Genomic DNA, 17,503 nt, shown 5'->3' on the forward strand with positions numbered 1-17,503 from the left:
CGATTGGGAACGCGAGTATCTGAAAATCCATTCTGAAGCCAAAGTCCTGCTGCCAACCGGCGCTTGTTCGAAAAGCGCCACATCTATTGACTTGGACGGAGGTTACACAGTTGCGCAACCGCAAGGATTTTCCACTGACAACCGGATTGATGCTGGCCTTAACCGGTTGCTGCGCAGCACCGGCATTGGCCGCGGATCTGCAGGCAGACGTGCCTGAAAACGTCATCCTGGAGGACGATGAACAAGAGGGTTTTCATGGCATTATAGTCCTGGGCGGCGGTGTCCAGCCCGACTTTGAAGGGGCCGCTGAGTATGCCGCCGTACCTCTGCTTTACGCCAACTTGACCGCATTCGGCCTTGGGCTGGAAATCGAAGGTCCTGAGGTTTCGTTAAATCTCAGACCCGACGCGGCCTTCCAGTTCGGGCCTTCAATCGGCTACGACATGGGCCGCGATGGAGCTTCCAACAAAGTGGTTGATCGTCTTGACAAAATTGACGCTGCCTTCGAAGTCGGCGGCTTTGCCGCCTATCAGTTCAGTTCACTTTTGGCCCAATCAGACGTCTTTGAAATTTCTGCCGAGTTGATGGCCGATGTCTCAGGTGTTCACGAGGGAGTGTCTGGCTCCATTGGCGCAAGCTATATGTACGGTGTTACGGATCGATTGCGTTTGGGAACGGAGGTGGCCGTCGGATTTGCAAGTGACGGTTACATGGATACCTATTTTGGTGTGACAAGCGGCGGGGCTGCACGTTCTGGCCTTCAGTCCTACACCGCGGGAGGGGGCGTGAAGGACGTCAGTCTGGGTGCGACCGCCAGTTTCAATGTGACGGAACGTTGGGGCATCGTAGGAAAGGTGGGCTATTCCAGACTTCTGGGCGATGCTGCCGACAGTCCGATCGTAAAAAAGGAAGGCTCAGCCGACCAGTTTTCAGGCGGCATTGGAATTTCCTATTCGTTTTGATGGTGATGCGGAGGCGGTTGCCTCCGCTTCCCACCAGGCCAAGCCGAACGTTCAGCTGGCGACATGGTGAAAGAGGTCACCGGTGCATTTGTAGTCAGTTCCTGAGACGCGGTGCGTAAAAATAATGATCGTAGGGATGACCGGGATAGTCCGTTCTGAGAGCCCCGACGTCTTCTTCCGCCACTGGTTGCACGTAGCACGCGCCATTCGTACGGTCGAAATCAATGCTTTTGCACCAGGGACGTTGAACGCAGATTGATTTGCAGATTTCGATCGTCAGGGCAGGGTAGGTTTCCTTGTTGTGCCCGGGAATGCCGGCGTTCGCAACAAGACCGAATCCATCGGAGTCTACAGGCGCTGATTTTTGCACAAATCCTGGAGCATCCATGTGGTCAAGCTCCTGCTGCAAATACGCGATCCGGTCGCTGTACATTCCGGCATTGCAGAAATAGTTGTCTTCGCAGTCGTCTCGGGTGGCAAGCCATTCTGCGAATTCCCGCGCCATTTCGGCGCGCGCTGGCGCATCAAGGACAGCATAAAGCTTGTCGGACACTTCGCCCATTTGAGCATCGCGCCGCAGCAGATCTTCATCAGCGCAAATGAATTGCTCATTGTTCGTTCGGGCTGCGTGGCAGTCCATGTGAAAATCGGGTTGATCTGAAGCGTTTGAGATAGAAAGTCCGGCCCCGAACGTCAGGATCAACGAAACCAATACGGCAACAACAAATTTCATTGGACCCCCCATTTTGAACCAGCGTACTGGACGAAACGGGGGACCGCAATTTGGAGAAATTGACAGAGGTTGTGGCCCAGTCGACTGTGTCTATTTGTTAGTTGCCTTTGATGCCTTGCGTGTGGCGCGAGACGGCTTGTTCTTCTTGGAGGCTTTCTTTTTCGTCTCGGATGATTTGGCAGCAGATTTTGACCGGGGCTTGCCGCGTTCCTCGCCTGCTTTTGGGCTGCGCCGAGATTTTTGCTTTTCGGAATTGTCAGCCCCATCGAGTTCGCGTGCGAGTGCTTTCATGTCCAAAGGCTCATATGCCGGATGGTGCGGGGCTGCGTCGTCATCTGAAGAGCGCCGGCGCTTTTTGTTTCTGGGGGCTTCATTGTCCCGCTTCGGGCCGCGCTTTGGGCGCCCTTGCTTCAATGTGTCTTCCCGGCCCATGCTCTCATAGTCGGGAGCGTCAGCATTTCGAGGCTTGCGCCGTGGTGGTGCGTTCCGGCTTCCGCGCGAAAAATCCTCTTTGGGCGGTGACGGCACTTTACCGCCTCGCGCATCGAGAAGCTCGATGACGACATTTTCTTCGCCCGTGCCATCGCGTTTGATGACTTCGGAGAATCTCTGGCCGTGGCTGCCTGCAATCTCAAAATAGAGTTGGTTCTGGAAAATCTTGATTGCGCCGACTTCCCGTTTGGTGACGTGACCGGCGCGGCAGATCATGGGCAAGATCCAGCGTGGTTCAGCACGTTGCCGGTGTCCAAGTGACAGCGAGAACCATACACCATCTTCAAACTTGCCGGTGATCTCAGCGCTGCGGCCGCCGCGCGAACCCGCGTCCCGGCCTCGGAGCGCGGTGTCCTGAAGGTCCGAAACATCTTCTGGGGCCGGTAGGCGAGACTGCCGCAGCTTGACGAACGCGGCTGCCAGTTTCTCCGGGCTATGGAGTGCCAGAAGTTCCATGGCAACGGCCTGTTCTTCTTCTTCAAGTTCTGCGCTCAGAACCGGATCGGCAAGAAGTCTTTCCTTGTCTTTCTGGCGGATATCATCAGCTGTAGGCGCGCCTTTCCAAGTCGCCTTGATGCCCGCAAACTGCAGCACACGTTCGGCCTGCCGCCGGCGCGGAAATGGCACCATGAGCACGCAGGTTCCTTTGCGGCCCGCGCGGCCCGTCCGTCCGGACCGGTGCAAAAGAGCAGACTTTCCTGTTGGAAGATCGGCATGGATAACCAGATCAAGGTTGGGCAGGTCGATACCGCGTGCCGCCACGTCTGTTGCTACACAGACCCGCGCACGGCCATCTTTCATCGCAGCAAGCGCATTGGAGCGTTGTTCCTGGCTGAGTTCGCCGGAAAGCGAGACAATTGAAAAGCCACGATTTGCAAGCCGCGAAGTCAGACGGCTTACAGCTTCGCGCGTGGAGCAGAAGACGATTGCCTTTTCCGCTTCATGGAGACGCAAAACGTTTATGAGTGCGTTTTCACGTTCATTTGGTGCTACGGGATGCGCGACATAGTCGATGTCGCCATGCTGTTCTCTTGAATTGATTGTCGAAAGGCGCACGGCATCCTTCTGGAACCGCTTGGCAAGCTCGGCGATCTGCTTCGGCACGGTTGCAGAAAACATCAGGGTGCGCCGTTCTCTCGGCGCGGCATCCAGTATGAATTCGAGATCTTCACGGAAGCCCATGTCGAGCATCTCGTCGGCTTCGTCGAGTACGACGGCCTTGATCTGCGAAAGATCCAGCGCACCGCGTTCGATGTGATCGCGCAGGCGACCCGGTGTACCGACCACAATATGGGCGCCACGCTCAAGTGTGCGACGCTCTGTGCGCGGGTCCATGCCACCAACACAGGACGCCGTCACCGCGCCTGCTTCCGCATAGAGCCAGGACAGTTCCTCTTTGACCTGAAGCGCAAGCTCGCGAGTTGGCGCGATTGCCAGAGCAATAGGAGACGATGCAGGGCCGAGGCGTTCCTCGCCTTCAAGCAGGGTGGGTGCAAGGGCCAGCCCAAAGGCAACCGTTTTACCGGAACCTGTTTGCGCTGAAACAAGAAGGTCTGCTTCTGGCGGCGCTTCGCTCAGAATGCTTTCCTGTACGGGAGTGAGGCTTTCATAGCCCCGTTTCGCCAGCGCGGCCGACAGGGCCGGGGCGAGAGACGTCAATTCGGTCATCGAGATCTTTCAACTGCTCCGGATCATCTGCATGCCAGTCAGCAGTCTACCGGATCGGGCCGATTTTGCATCGGCCAAGGGATGGGCGCGGCTTATACAGCGAATTTCCATGAGCGTCCATCCCGGTAATTCAGTCGGATATTAAGAAGTATCCAGATTTTTCCCGATGTGAATTTGAGTGCAACCGGCAGCACAACCGTCAAAAATACCGTAAGTTAGTAAATTAGAATCTCTCAGCTTCTGGTTATATCAAAAATTAACCAGCTCAGGCGCAGATTTACCCCAGGGATTGCTGTATTTGGGGAATTGCGATGTTGAAATCGATTCGCGTTCAAATTGCGTTGTTAGCTATTGTGCCGTTGTTGGCCTACGTGTTTGCCAGTTTTATAGCGCTGCAGGAAGCGGGACTGGAACGCACAACCGCTTCCGAGATTTTGCCAATTGCCAAGGTCGCCGAAAAATCGGAAGCACTCTTGCATGAACTGCAGAAAGAGCGGGGTCTCACAGCTGGCCTTCTCGCTTCAGAATATGGGGCAAAAGAAAGTGGCCTCCTGTCAGCTCAGCGGTCTGCAACCGACATAGCCTTGAGCGAACTTGGCAACATGGTCGCGGAGTTTGATATTACCCGCGAAAAACTGCAAAGCGAAGTTGAGCATATCGTTTCAGGGATGGATGAAATCAGTGTCCATCGTGCCGGAATAGACGGGAAATCGATCACCGGGGGTGACAATCTCAAGTTCTATTCCACCAAGGTTCGGGATCTCATCACCATTGTCCAGGAAGCGCAGCACGCAAGCGCTGACGCCGAGTACGCGAGTCTGATGACGCCTTTCCTCTTGTTGACGGAAGCGACAGAGGCTGGTGGACTGGAGCGCGCTATCGGCAGCCAATTGTTCACGACTGTCGCCAAAACCGGCGAGGTGCCGGCTGAAAGGTATCTGGCCTATTTCGAACGCCTGTCGATCGAATCCGCCTTCCTCGACAATTTCAAGCGTATTGCGACGCCTGAAGAGCTGGAGGCATATAACCAAAATGTGTCCGGACCTGTTGTTGCCCAGGTTGATGAATGGCGCGAGATCCTGCGTTCGCTGCCTGACACAAAGGACGGACAGAACATCGATGGTTTGGTTTGGTTCGGGAAAGCGACCGAGCGCCTGAACCTGATCAGGGAGACAGCGCTTGGGATGCTGTTTGCCGCAGAAGACCGCGCTGCGGAGATGGCCAGCGATGCCTCGTCTCACTTCATGTATGTGCTCGCAGAAACCGTCGTTGTCGTTTTGATCACACTGGCAATCTGTGTCTGGCAATTGCGTAGTGTCGACAAGCTATTGGCACAGCTGACCCAGAACCTTGTTCGCGTTGCCAAGGGTGACACGGAGTTTGCGATGCATTTTACCGAGCGCAAGGATGCAGTCGGCGATCTTGCCAGGGCAGGCAGTGTCTTCCAGGAAAATTCCCGCGTGCGCACCTCGCTTGAAACGGAAGCAGTGAAGGAACGGGATCGCGAGCGGATGCGTCAAAACCACATCGAGGACCTGATCAACAAGTTCCATGCACTGATGGAGAGCGTTACCGCCGATGTGAACACCAAGACCGGTGAAATGACCGAGATAGCCGCCAAAGTCCGGGATATTTCACAGGATGCTTCGGGCGCTGCGACCCAGGCAAAGGATGCCTCGACATCTTCGTCGAACAACGTGCAGACAGTGGCTGCGGCCGCAGAGGAAATGTCGGCCGCTATTCAGGAGATCATGAATCAGGCAGATCGTGCAAACACTGTCATTGGTGAGGCGACCGACGTCGCGCAGCGCACCGATACGAATGTTTCAAGTCTCGCTGACGCGGTTGATAAAATTGGTACGGTTGTTGAAATGATCCGCGCCATTGCCGAACAGACCAATCTTCTGGCGCTGAATGCAACCATCGAGGCAGCACGTGCCGGCGAAGCAGGCAAAGGGTTTGCGGTTGTCGCGGCGGAAGTGAAGGAGCTATCAACGCAGACTGCGCAGGCGACCGAAGAAATTTCCAACCAGATCTCGTCTGTTCAGGGCCTCACAAATGAAGCGGTAGAATCAATCCGGCGGATATCCGGCTCTATTGAAATGATCAATGACGTGACCGGGGCAATCACCACCGCGGTTGGTGAGCAAAGCGTTGCGACCCAGGAAATATCACAAAGCATTACCATGGCGGCGACGGAAACCGGCAATGCCGTGAAGAGCGCCGAGACCGTGGATGAGGCAATCCATATCACTGCAGGTGAAGCAGAAGCCGTCGACCGTATCGCGGGTGAGGTCAAACGCGTCGCCGCAGAAATGGCCCAGGGCATCGAAGGCTTCCTGCAGGAAATGGCGCACGATGTCGAGGAGCGTCGCCGTGCAAACCGAAAACAGGAATCCGGACAGGAAGTTACGCTGACGACTGAAGAGGGAAAGCAATACACCACGAGACTCATGAACAGCTCGGAAGGTGGCATAGGTGTCATGACTTTCGACGGCGCCCATGCAGGAATGCAGGTGATGTTTGAAGAACCCTCAGGTGACCGCTTCCCGATGGCCGTCAAATGGGTGCGGGACGATGTTGCAGGTCTGCAATTTCTCGAGGCACAAGACCTGAATGCGGTGGCAGCCTGACAGTCTTGAAAACTTGACGCTGTAACTGATTGAGACACTTAACCGGGAAAGACTTGCAACACACAAGCTTTCCCGGTTGGTATTGGTTTTATGCGTTCCTTTTCGAAACTGCTCGACAGGCTCTCGTTAGAGCCCAGACGTCTCGCAAAAGAGGCGTTGCTGGTCAGATATTTCCAGGAGACCTCGGACCCGGATCGCGGCTATGCGCTTGCGGCTTTGACGGGCGGACTGACATTCAAGAATGCCAAACCGGCTCTCCTGCGTGCGTTGGTGAGCGATCGCACGGATCCAGTGCTCTTCGCGCTTTCCTATGATTTCGTTGGAGACTTGTCGGAAACCATTGCGCTTATGTGGCCTGCACCTGAGAAATCGCAGACTGATAGCAAAAATGCTCCTGCACCCGACATTGCCGATATTGTCGACCAACTTGAACACGCCGGCAAAACAGACGTTCCCCGCCTTTTGATCGGCTGGTTGGATACCCTTGACGAAACCGGCCGATGGGCCCTGCTGAAACTCGTCACCGGTGGTTTGCGCGTTGGTGTCTCGGCGCGCCTTGCAAAATCATCGGTTGCGAAACTGGGCTCGTTGAATGTCGCGCAGGTCGAAGAGGTCTGGCACGGCATGGCACCCCCATACGAAGCACTTTTTGCCTGGGCGGAAGGTAAGGCCGAACAGCCTGACATTGATGATCCCGCACCGTTCCGGCCGGTTATGCTCGCGCATCCGCTCGACGAGACCAAAGACCTTGAGCTGCTGGCAGCAGCGGACTTTGCCGTTGAATGGAAATGGGACGGTATCCGGGTCCAGGCGTCGTCGGGTACAAACCGTCAAGGTGAACCGGTGAAACGCCTGTACAGCCGAACCGGAGAGGACATTTCAAAGGCATTCCCCGACATCATGGACATCCTCGCGTTTGACGCCTGCATTGATGGCGAGCTTCTGATCGTGTCGCAGAACAAGGTGCGTCCGTTTTCGGATTTGCAAAAGCGCCTCAACCGAAAGACCGCCGGCCCAAAATTGTTGCGGGACTACCCGGCCGCTATCCGCGCATACGATCTGCTTTATCTTAAGGGCGAAGATCTACGCAGTTTGTCCTTCCGCGAACGGCGCAAGAAACTCGAAGCCTTTGTTGCCACGTTGTCGGAACCGCGGGTCGAAATCTCCGACATGGTGCCTGCATCATCCTGGAAGGAAATAGCTGAAGCCCGTGCAGAGCCGGCGGAGTTGCTGAAGGACGGCAACGCAGAAGCCGTCGAAGGTGTGATGCTCAAGGGATGGGAAACGCCCTATGTAACCGGGCGGCCAAAGGGCCTCTGGTTCAAATGGAAACGGGAACCGAAACTGGTCGACGCAGTGCTTATGTATGCACAGCGAGGTCATGGCAAACGGTCATCGTTTTATTCAGACTACACATTTGGTGTTTGGCGCCATGGGGATGACGGACCGGAACTTGTCCCTGTCGGCAAGGCATATTTCGGGTTCACTGACGAGGAACTGCGTGAAATTGACCGGTTTGTCCGCAACAACACAATCAATCGCTTCGGCCCGGTTCGCGAAGTCAGTCACGATCCGGAAAAGGGATTGGTTCTGGAAGTTGCTTTTGAGGGATTGAACCGCTCAACGCGCCACAAGTCTGGAATTGCCATGCGTTTTCCGAGAATTTCACGGCTGAGATGGGACAAGCCCCCTTCCGAAGCAGACCGCATCGAAACCCTCCAGGCGCTGCTGCCGGTGGAAGGGTAACTCCCGGTGTGCCGAACGGTCCTGGTGGTTTGAGACGGATGAAGGTCTTGAAATATCGGCAATTGGCCGTGCTTTGGACACGGAATTGTGGCACCTGTTGAGTGCGCGGGTGTCAGAAGACGCCGTGTTCTGTAACTGGAGACACATAATGTCAAACCGCAACACGTGGTTTCTTTCCCTTCTGAGTGCCATTGTGGCCGCAATGATTTTCGCCACTTCAGTCGGTGCCGAGAGCAGGGTCTCTCCGGAAGATATCGAAGCGGTTACAGGCGGCGCGGCTGATCGCTATTCGCTGGTCGCCGTTGACGATGATATTCTGAGGGTTGATCGGCAAAACGGCACTGTGTCGGTCTGCAAGGAACAGAGTGCCTCCTGGCGGTGCAATCCGGTGCCCCTCGCGGAAGATGCGTATCTTGCCGAGATCAACGATCTTGCGGAAGAGGTTGACCGTCTCACGGCACGGCTTCAAGAGTTGGAAGACGGGGCCGGCGATGGCGCAATAGTGCCGCCGGGAAAGGCACCGGAAAAGGCGGATCCGGAGACAGGTTCTGAAAATGAAACCTCGCGCCTGAACGAAAAGGACGAGAAAGAGCTAGAGCAAATGATGACCTTTACCGAAAGCGCGATGCGCAGGTTCTTCGGTATGGTGCGCGAGCTTCAGCGCGATTTCGAAGGTGAAGGGAACTAATTTTCCTTCACTCCCATTTTCGAGATTTTCAGGTTTTACCGACGTCAATCGATCAGCATCTTGTTGATGGCCTGATGTGCCTCTTGGGGCAAAGAAACGGCTTGCCGTGCCTCTAGATCCATAGTGAGTGCAACAACGTCAAGTGTGGCTGCCAGGCGGCCGGTGCGGCTTTCGAACAGATGGTGGCGCATCGAGAACGTTTTTGGACCCACACCGGTAAATCCAGTCGCCACGATCACTGTGTCACCCGTTTTTAAGGGTGTCGCCCATGTGAGTTTCATTTCCACCGCAACACGACCAAAACCGTTTTCGGAAAGATATGAATGCGTCATCGGTGTGCGTTGCCAAACATGAGCAACACCGTCGGTACAACATGACAACGCGAACTGATCGTCTGCCTTGTTGTCAATGCCGATATCACGCGGCAGGACGGTGCCCCGATAGCAGATCTGAGCGCCCTTTGACTGCACTCCGGGCAACGTCGTTCGAAGGCCGGCAGGGCCGGCCGAGAGGCCTCTTGGTGAGGCCTCGGAAATCATCGGTGTCTGATAATCCGAAAATCTCTGGCGGAGGTTCTTGGCTGAACTTGCATTTGGCTCATAACCATCGAGTGCCGTCGCGGCCAGCATTCCGGTGCCACCATCCCGCAACTCGTGAATGACGGTCAACATATGTGGACCGTCGAAGGCAACACTCGACTGAACGGTGATGAGGTCGCCGGTGCGCAGCTCTTTGTGAAATCTGACGTGTCGGACCCTTCTTGCGCCGACAAGGGTTTCGCTCAGGCCCGAGATGAGTCGAAACTGACGATCCGCCTCTTCGAACCGGTTGAAGTAGAACTGCACGTTAAGATGGTCGTTTTCATCGCATTCCCAGCGATTGACAAACGAAAATAGCGTTGCCTGAATTGTCATTATTTAAAATCGTATGCCCAGTGATTTTGATTATGTGTGCAATCGCTTGCAAGTTCATTTGTTGCTGTCTTTACGTAAATTATCAACAGCAAATGTAGTCTGTGGAAAAAATACGCTCACGGGTGAATGGATACTGCATCCATTCATAAATTCACTTCGCATAAGTGAAATAAACTCTGGGTTGTTTGGGGAGCTGTGCTGCATGGTGCAATTAATACTTAGGTTATTCAGCGTAAGGTTAGGTCATTGTTCCTTGCCGCGGTGCATTTGCGAATAATACGGGTTCGCCAAAAGCATGGTTTGACTTGCGAGTTCTCCTTGTTGCAAACATACTGAACTAAAGGCCGCAAGAATGAGTGTCACGCTCGATAACCAAATGGTCTAAGGCACAGGGATGTCCCAATTCGTTGGACGGGGGACTGTGCTGCAAAAGGACCGTTGAGGGAGGAAAACAACGTGTCGGCGACAACGTACAAGTTTATCATCGCAGACGATCATCCCTTGTTTCGTGGCGCCCTGCGTCAGACGCTCGAGACCCAGTTTCCAAATGCCTCAATAGAAGAGGCTGGTGCGCTTGAAGACGTCACAACACGCCTGGAACAGGACGGGGATGCGGATCTGATTCTCCTGGATTTGACCATGCCGGGCATGCGTGGCTTCTCAGGTCTCATGTATTTGCGGGCACAGTTTTCTGGAGTGCCGGTCGTGGTTGTTTCCGCCAATGAGGATCCTCAAGCCATTCGGCGTGCGATTGAGTTCGGTGCATCAGGTTTCATCCCGAAGTCGCATGGTATTGAAGTCATCCGGCAGGCGATTTCCGAAGTCATGAACGGGAATGTCTGGACACCGCCGGATGTTGATTTGTCAGCTGATGACGGTGGCAGTGATCTTGTGCAGCGTTTGTCCACGCTCACACCGCAGCAGGTGCGGGTTCTGATGATGCTTTCTGAAGGACTTTTGAACAAGCAGATCGCCTATGAGCTGTCGGTATCAGAGGCAACCGTGAAAGCCCACGTTTCAGCGATCCTGCAAAAACTGGGTGTGGAAAGCCGCACCCAGGCCGTGATTGAAGCGTCGAAGATTGAAGCCGGCCAGTGGCAGCTTGGCGGCGAAGAAGAAACGAAAGCTGCAGAAGCGCGCTAAAGCGGTCAGCGCTTTGGCAAATAGACCCGAATTCTGCCCGGTTTCTGCCAGTGCAAGAACCACCCTGTTTGCGCGCTTCCCCTAAAGTAATTTGAAATTCCTGTCGATTCTATTCGGGCGTCTTTACCGGACCTTCAGGGTATTCCCCTATAGCTCGTCCTGCGGGGAGATTCCGCGCTCAAGTTTCGAGTAGCAATCGCGGAGACAAAATGCGCTTTAGCGCCCACTGGAAACTGGTCTTGCTGACGATCGGCAGGGCATTCCTTTCGACTGGCAAGACAGTCCAGGGAGAGCTAAAAGATCGCACGGTCACCCCGACCGGTCAGCAGGATTCCGATCCAACCAGGGCCTTTCTTCTGTCTTTCGGGTATCCGGTCGTTGAGGAGGACGTTGCACGCAAGGTTCGCGCGGCGCAGATCTCCAGTATTGCTCGCCTGACACCTTTCACTGTGTTGGCGAACTTGATCAATGCCATTGTCATTGTCCCTGTCTTCTTGGGAATTCTGCCGAACGTGGTCGTCTTTGGCTGGCTGGCTGCCGTCGTCGGACTTTTGACGCTCACAACGAGCAAATGGATCAGTGCCAGCCGGTCTCCCATCGAGTCGGCCTCCCGGCGGGCACTCGACAAAGCGGTTTCCCATGCCACGATCTTCAGCGCTTTATGGGCCGTTGTGCCGATCGCTGCGTTTTCGAGCGGTGATGCAAACGCTATCTGGATCGCCTCTTGTGTGACCACCGGCATGATCTGCGGTGGCGGGTTTGCTCTTGCGACTGTTCCTCAGGCAGCCATTCGATGGGTGGCCATTATTTTCATTGCCTCAGTCCTGTCGCTTTCCATCGATCCGAGTGCATCCACCTGGCCGTTATTGTTTCTGCTTTCGAGTTATGCGGTCGTGATCGTCTGCAGCGTGGCGTCCGCAGGGTGGCTGTTCGCATCTCACTTCCTGGCGGAGGCCGAACTTGAACACCGCGGAGAGTTGATCGCTTTACTTCTTAATGAATTTGAAGAAAAGGCCAGCGACTGGATCTGGGAAGCGGACAGCCAGGGCACGTTGCGCAATATCTCTGAGCGTTTTGTTCACGCCAGCGGCAGAACACAAGACGAACTTGAAACATTGCGCATGGTGGACCTCGCTTATTCGCTCGACGAAAGCGAAGCACGTGATGTTGTCGGCGACCTGGAAGAAGCGCTGGAACTTCAAAAGACATTCCGCGACAGAGTTATCGGGGTGGATGTAAAGGGCGACGAGCGCTGGTGGTCCCTGTCTGCCCGCCCGGTTTATGACGATCATGGGTTCTTTGCAGGATATCGCGGCGTGGCGTCAGATATCACCGAGACACGGCGGGCTAACGCACTTGTCTCACATCTTGCCGAACACGATTCCCTGACTGGAATAGGCAACCGAAGCTGGTTCCTGAAACAGGCTGAGCAGTTGCTTGAAGAACAGTCAAAAACCGGCCGGACGACTTTGACGCTGTTCCTTATCGACCTGGACAACTTCAAGGTTGTCAACGATACAAGCGGGCACCCGGCCGGAGATGAGTTGTTGCGACAGGTCGCGAGCCGCTTTTCCTCAATCAGCGAAGGCAGAACGGTCCTTGCAAGATTTGGTGGTGACGAATTTGCCGCCCTTGGGCAGTTCGTGAGCGATCAGGCAGCAAGTGCATTCGCCGAGGAAATGGTCAATGTGACCCGCAAGCCATTTCGGATTGGCCGCCGAGATTTTGCTATTGGCGCAACGGTTGGTTTCACGCGCCTTCGCGATGACGCCGACACAGTCGATGATCTGATGCGCAAGGCGGATATTGCGCTTTACAAGGCCAAGGAAAGCGGACGCGGCAGGGCACTTGCGTTTGAAGCCGACATGGAGCGGGAAGTCCGTGAGCGCCGGGAAATGGAAGCCGATCTGCGCGAGGCGTTTGAATACGGCAAACTGGCAACCGAGTTCCAGCCGATTGTCGATGCGCGCACTGGCAAGGTCGTATCCAGTGAAGTGCTTGTGCGCTGGTTCCACCCGACGCGTGGCGAAATTGGCCCGGACACATTCATTCCTATTGCTGAACATGCGGGCCTGATCTTGCCATTGGGGAACTGGGTTCTCAAACGTGCCTGCGCCGCCGCAGCGCAGTGCCCGGAGCTGAACAGTATTGCCGTCAATTTGTCACCGGTTCAGTTTATGGATCCAAATCTCGTCGAGCAGGTTACAGCTGTGCTGGCTGAAACCGGCTTCCCGCCCGAGCGGTTGGTTCTGGAGATCACGGAATCCGTCTTCCTGAAGGATTTCGGAACAGCTTCCACCAAACTTGCGAAACTGCGCGAACTCGGCATTCACATTGCGCTTGACGATTTCGGAACGGGCTATTCGTCGCTTTCGTATCTGCGGCAGTACAAATTCGACAAGATCAAGATAGACAAGTCATTCGTGGACGAAATCGGTGAGCGCAGCGACGGGCTGGCCATCATTTCGGCGGTGATTGCACTTGCCCACAATCTTGGTCTTGAAGTGACAGCGGAGGGTGTCGAGCGCAAGTTTCAGGTCGACGCCTTACGCACGCTTGGATGTGACACAATGCAGGGCTACTATTTCGGCAAGCCGAATGCGAACCCGATGAAGATCACCGACGTTGTGAACGAAGACTGGGACCAGCCTGTTTCTGAAGAGAATTCGCCGGTGGCCGGGCTTTTGAAGCCGGCCAGTTGAACAGCGTCCTGGCCACAATACCTTGTAAGTTACTCTGCTGCCTGACCTGCCTGACAACGCGCCAGATGTGCCCTTAGTGCAGCCGGCTTGACCGGTTTGTTGAAGAAGCTGATGTCTTTTTCGCCAGCTTCCGTTCTGACGGCCCGGCTTCTGTCTGCCGTGATCAGGATCGCCGGGATCTGGTTTCCGAATTTCCATCTCAATCTGACAATGGCTTCAATGCCGGTCCCATTGTCCAGGTGGTAGTCGGCAAGGATCACATCGGGTGTCAGGCCGGCTTCATTCAGTTTGGCTGCCGCTTCTGTGTCGTCCGCGGCGGTGAACACTCTGCAATTCCAGCTGGAAAGCAAGTGCTGCATTCCGCTGAGGATATCGGGTTCGTTGTCGATCGCAACCACGCATAGGCCGTCCAGCTGTCCCAATGATGCGGGCATCTGCTGAACCGGTGTGAGATCCGGCAAGGCTGCCGAGCGAGGCAATTCGACCGAAAAACAGGAGCCTTTGTAGGCCTCTGAACGCAATTCCACGGGGTGTTGCAGTACATGGGAAATTCGTTCGACGATTGAAAGTCCGAGCCCGAGACCCTTTGCCACGCGCATTCCGTCATCCAGTCGATGGAATTCCTGAAAGATCGCCTTTTGCTTGCTTTTGGGAATGCCCATGCCGGTGTCGTGGATTTCAACCAGAATGCGTTTGCCGCGTCTGCGGCAGCCAACGAGCACGCGGCCTTTCTGCGTGTATTTCAACGCGTTTGAGACGAGGTTTTGGAGCAGCCGCCGTAACAGACGGCGGTCCGTCCGAACGGATAGAGACGTTGGAACAATTCGCAGCTCCAGCCCTTTCTCCTCAGCAACAGGCTGGAAGTCCAGGGCAATTCCCCGCAGGATTTCATCCAGCCGAAAGACGGTTGGTTCCGGCTTCAACGCTCCTGTATCCAACCGGGAAATATCGAGCACCGCACCGATGATATCTTCAACGGATTCCAGCGCTGTTTCGACATTGCGGACAAGTGAACCGTCTTCACCGTCCTTGAGTTTGTCCACCAGAACAGAGGCATAAAGACGGGCGGCGTTGAGCGGCTGCAGGATGTCGTGGCCGGCTGCTGCAAGAAACCTCGTCTTGCCGATGTTGGCTTCTTCTGCGGCGTGGGTCGCTTCAACGAGGCGTTCATTGACAGAGGTCAGCTCTTCTGTGCGTTCGCGCACGCGGCGTTCCAGTGTTTCGTTAGCCCGTGCCAGCGCATCTTCCGCCATCACCCGCTCGGTAATGTCCGTATAGGTCGTCACGATGCCACCATCGGGCATTGGACTGATGCGCACTTCAAATACCGTTCCGTTGGAGGCCAGTCTTTCTTGAAAGGTCTCCTGCACCAGCACCAGTTTTTCCAGGCGGTCTGCAACAATTGCCTCCACCGGACCCGCCCCGTGCTCGCCGCGTTCGGCATTGAACCTCACGATTGCATCCAGCGTCGTGCCGACCTGCCCATATTCTGCTGGCAATCCGAGGAGGTCGCGGAATTGGCGGTTCCAGCAGATCAGCCTGAGATCCCGGTCGAACACGCCGATGCCCTGCCGAACCTGATCAAGCGCCGTTTGCAGCAGATCCCTGTTGTATTGGATCGCCATGGAGGCATCGTCGAGCAGCTTGACCGCACCCTTCGTGGAGGGGTCGTGCCGCTTCAACATCAATGTGAGTACTAGGCGAGAGGAGGCAGCTCCAATCGCGCTTGCCAAGAGCTGCTCTGAAAATCTGAGCAGGTTGGCATCGGCCATCATATTCGGGTCCAGCTCCTTGCCACGTTCGCTGGCGAACCGCTGAAAGGAACGTTCGGTTCTCACGTCGCCAAGATAGCGCGCAACAGTTGCCTGGAGATCGCCCGCCGTCACGGAGGTGCGCCAGTACCGCAAGTTGGGCGAGGGGGCCAGCTTTGCCGGGACGAACACGTTTGCCTGGATGGTTTCCGCCGGGAGCGGCTTTCGAATGAAAGAAGCGCCGACAAAAAGGCAGATATTGACGGCAAGGCTCCAGAGCGTGCCGTGTATGAACGGATCGATCTCAATGCCGAGAAGCGCCTGGGGTTGCAGCCATCCAATGCCGAAAGGGCCGGTTGCCAGGAAACCGTCGGAAAAAAGGCCGGACTTCGCAAAAGTCGGCAGCAATAGCGTATAGGCCCAGACAATGAAGCCGCCGCAAAGACCGGAAATAGCACCGAGCGAGGTTGCCCGGCGCCAAAAGAGGGCACCGACAAAGGCCGGTGCAAACTGTGCAATCGCCGCAAATGACAACAGGCCAATGGACACAAGAGCTGCGGTATTGCCAGCCGCTTTGTAGTAGGCATAGGCAAGCAGCAGGATGCCGAAGATCGCCAGACGCCTGATGGTCAGGAGCCGTCTGCTCATGTCGCGGCCGTTTGCGTTGACAATGTCCTCTTCGCTGTGACGGCGCAGCAGCAGGGGCACCACAATGTCATTTGAAATCATGATGGACAGCGCAACAGTGGCGACGATCACCATGGCGGTCGCAGCAGACAGACCGCCAATGAACGCAAACATGGCCAGCCAGTACTGACCTGCATCTATCGGCAGTGCCAGAACATAGGTGTCAGGGTTGATGTCCTGGCCGAACCTGAGCATGCCGGCAGCGGCAATCGGAATAACGAAAAGATTGATCAGCACCAGATAAAGCGGAAACATCCAGGTGGCCCGGCGCAACTCTTCGTCGGAATTGTTTTCCGTCACGGTGACATGAAACTGACGCGGCAACAAAATGACGGCAAAGGCCGACAGACAGGACATGACGAGCCAGTTGCCGATATTGATGGGTTGGTCGAAAACCTGAGCGACTTCCGGAGCTTCCGAGATTGCGCGGACGAGGTCGAGCGGACCTTCGAACATGAAATAGGTGACCCATATGCCGACCGCCAGAAAGGCGAGCAACTTGACCACCGCTTCAGCCGCGATGGCCAGCATCAGTCCTTCCTGGTGCTCGGTGGCGTCTATGTGCCGTGTGCCGAAGGCCCAGCTGAAGATCGCCATGCCGAGCGCGATCATCAGGGTTATGTCGTCAAAAATCGGCGCGAAAATAAAGCCGGGCGAGATCAGAGATCCGGCCATCGTGGTGATCGACAGTGACAGGGCTTTGAGCTGCAGAGCGATATAGGGAATGACACCGATGACGGCGATCAGCGTGGCGAGAGCGGCAACCGACTGGCTCTTGCCGTATCGGGCGCCGATAAAGTCGGCGATCGAGGTGATGCTCTCTGTCTTGGAGATCTGGATTATCCGCTGCAGCAACGGATAGCCGAGCGCAAAGACGAGCAGTGGGCCGATATAGATCGTCAGGAATTCAATACCGGTTCGGCTGGCGTTGCCAACAGAGCCGAAAAATGTCCAGGAGGTACAGTACACAGACAGCGACAAGGCATAGATAAACGGTCGGCCGCCAGAGCGCGACGAAAAACGCCGTCTCATCCGGTCGCCGTAGCTTGCAATCGCGAACAGACACAGGATGTAGGCCGTTGCGGTTAAGATCACGAGCCATCCATGCAGCATGGTCTGGTTTTACCGTCCTCCCGTCCGGTTTGGCATTACGCCAGATGATGATTGCCCTTGCGTCTCTGCGCAGTGGCATTCAGCTTCGCAATTTTGTGATCCGACCACAGCTAAGTGGTTCTGTCCATTCGCCTTGTGAACAACATCGGCATTCCTTGTATTTTGCACGGATTGTTCGAGCGATTGATCACCATTGGTGAAGTCTTCTTCACATCCTTTCATGAAACAAATGGCGGCAAAGTAAGTAAGCTTGGTGCAAGGAAAGCAAGGA

At 55.4% G+C, this 17,503-nt stretch carries 10 protein-coding genes; 6 read left to right on the forward strand and 4 right to left on the reverse strand.

Annotation, left to right across the window (positions count from 1 at the left end; translation table 11 throughout):
* Positions 1 to 110: 110 nt before the first annotated feature.
* The gene (locus tag Q0835_RS05755) at positions 111 to 962 is read left to right on the forward strand and encodes a MipA/OmpV family protein (protein WP_298813441.1); all 852 of its coding nucleotides are present in this window, start codon (positions 111 to 113) and stop codon (positions 960 to 962) included.
* Positions 963 to 1,056: 94 nt separating this feature from the next.
* Here the strand turns inward: Q0835_RS05755 and Q0835_RS05760 are convergent, their stop codons facing one another.
* Positions 1,057 to 1,695, reverse strand: a complete 639-nt coding sequence (locus tag Q0835_RS05760) for a PAN domain-containing protein (RefSeq protein ID WP_298959245.1) — start codon at positions 1,693 to 1,695, stop codon at positions 1,057 to 1,059.
* A gap of 90 nt (positions 1,696 to 1,785) precedes the next feature.
* Entirely contained in the window at positions 1,786 to 3,855 is a 2,070-nt protein-coding gene (locus Q0835_RS05765; protein ID WP_298959248.1) for a DEAD/DEAH box helicase, read from the reverse strand.
* A 311-nt stretch (positions 3,856 to 4,166) separates the two neighbouring features.
* On the opposite strand from Q0835_RS05765, the gene Q0835_RS05770 reads away from it, so the two are divergent.
* From Q0835_RS05770 to Q0835_RS05780, 3 genes are all read left to right on the forward strand, one after another.
* Entirely contained in the window at positions 4,167 to 6,488 is a 2,322-nt protein-coding gene (locus Q0835_RS05770; protein ID WP_298959250.1) for a nitrate- and nitrite sensing domain-containing protein, read from the forward strand.
* A 90-nt stretch (positions 6,489 to 6,578) separates the two neighbouring features.
* Positions 6,579 to 8,234: a cisplatin damage response ATP-dependent DNA ligase gene (locus Q0835_RS05775; protein WP_298959252.1), complete on the forward strand. Its 1,656-nt coding sequence runs from the start codon at positions 6,579 to 6,581 to the stop codon at positions 8,232 to 8,234.
* A gap of 148 nt (positions 8,235 to 8,382) precedes the next feature.
* Complete coding sequence (locus tag Q0835_RS05780) at positions 8,383 to 8,922, forward strand: hypothetical protein (protein ID WP_298959254.1); 540 nt, start codon at positions 8,383 to 8,385, stop codon at positions 8,920 to 8,922.
* 44 nt (positions 8,923 to 8,966) lie between these two features.
* On the opposite strand, the gene Q0835_RS05785 is transcribed toward Q0835_RS05780, so the two are convergent.
* On the reverse strand, positions 8,967 to 9,836 hold the full coding sequence (locus tag Q0835_RS05785) for a thioesterase family protein (RefSeq protein ID WP_298813431.1): 870 nt from the start codon (positions 9,834 to 9,836) through the stop codon (positions 8,967 to 8,969).
* Positions 9,837 to 10,292: 456 nt separating this feature from the next.
* Here Q0835_RS05785 and Q0835_RS05790 point away from each other — a divergent pair, with 456 nt between their 5' ends.
* The gene (locus tag Q0835_RS05790) at positions 10,293 to 10,979 is read left to right on the forward strand and encodes a response regulator transcription factor (RefSeq protein ID WP_298813429.1); all 687 of its coding nucleotides are present in this window, start codon (positions 10,293 to 10,295) and stop codon (positions 10,977 to 10,979) included.
* Between the two features lie 209 nt (positions 10,980 to 11,188).
* Positions 11,189 to 13,681, forward strand: coding sequence for an EAL domain-containing protein (locus tag Q0835_RS05795; RefSeq protein ID WP_298959256.1), 2,493 nt, complete (start codon positions 11,189 to 11,191; stop codon positions 13,679 to 13,681).
* A 29-nt stretch (positions 13,682 to 13,710) separates the two neighbouring features.
* Here the strand turns inward: Q0835_RS05795 and Q0835_RS05800 are convergent, their stop codons facing one another.
* Positions 13,711 to 17,232 carry a PAS domain-containing hybrid sensor histidine kinase/response regulator gene (locus tag Q0835_RS05800; RefSeq protein WP_298959259.1) on the reverse strand — a complete coding sequence of 1,174 codons (3,522 nt, stop codon included), beginning with the start codon at positions 17,230 to 17,232 and terminating at the stop codon, positions 13,711 to 13,713.
* Positions 17,233 to 17,503: the final 271 nt, after the last annotated feature.

Source organism: uncultured Roseibium sp., from assembly GCF_947499295.1.
Lineage (GTDB): Bacteria > Pseudomonadota > Alphaproteobacteria > Rhizobiales > Stappiaceae > Roseibium.